Below are 400 nucleotides of genomic sequence, written 5' to 3' on the forward strand. Positions count from 1 at the left end.
GGTCTCGCTCGACAAGGCCAGCAAACGTTTCGACGAACTCATCGCCACCTATGAGCGCGAAGACATCTCCGACGACGCCGACCGCAAGCTGCTGGAGGCGGACCGCGAGGCCGCGAAACAGTATCGTGCCGAATTCGCCACTTTCCTCGACCGCTCCAATAACAACGACTACGCGGCCACGCAGAAGATGCTGACCGACGGCACGCTGAATGCGTCGTATCGGGCACTTCGCAAGGCCATCGACACGCACGTCGAATACAACACCAAGATGGGCGACGCCGCCGTGGCAGAGAACAAGGCCCAGCACACCCACGTGGTGCGGCTGTTCCTGGTCGTCATCGCGCTCGTGGTGGGCTTCATCGTCTTCATGGCCGTGTCGCTCTATCGGCGCATCAAGCAC

The 400-nt window shown here is 61.5% G+C and carries 1 protein-coding gene; it reads left to right on the plus strand.

What is annotated here, in order from left to right:
• Positions 1–400, plus strand: a 400-nt coding sequence (locus AC1DDH_RS20720; protein ID WP_476956253.1) for an MCP four helix bundle domain-containing protein, incomplete at both ends; no start/stop codon positions are given.

Source organism: Arthrobacter sp. 10T425, assembly GCF_056393985.1.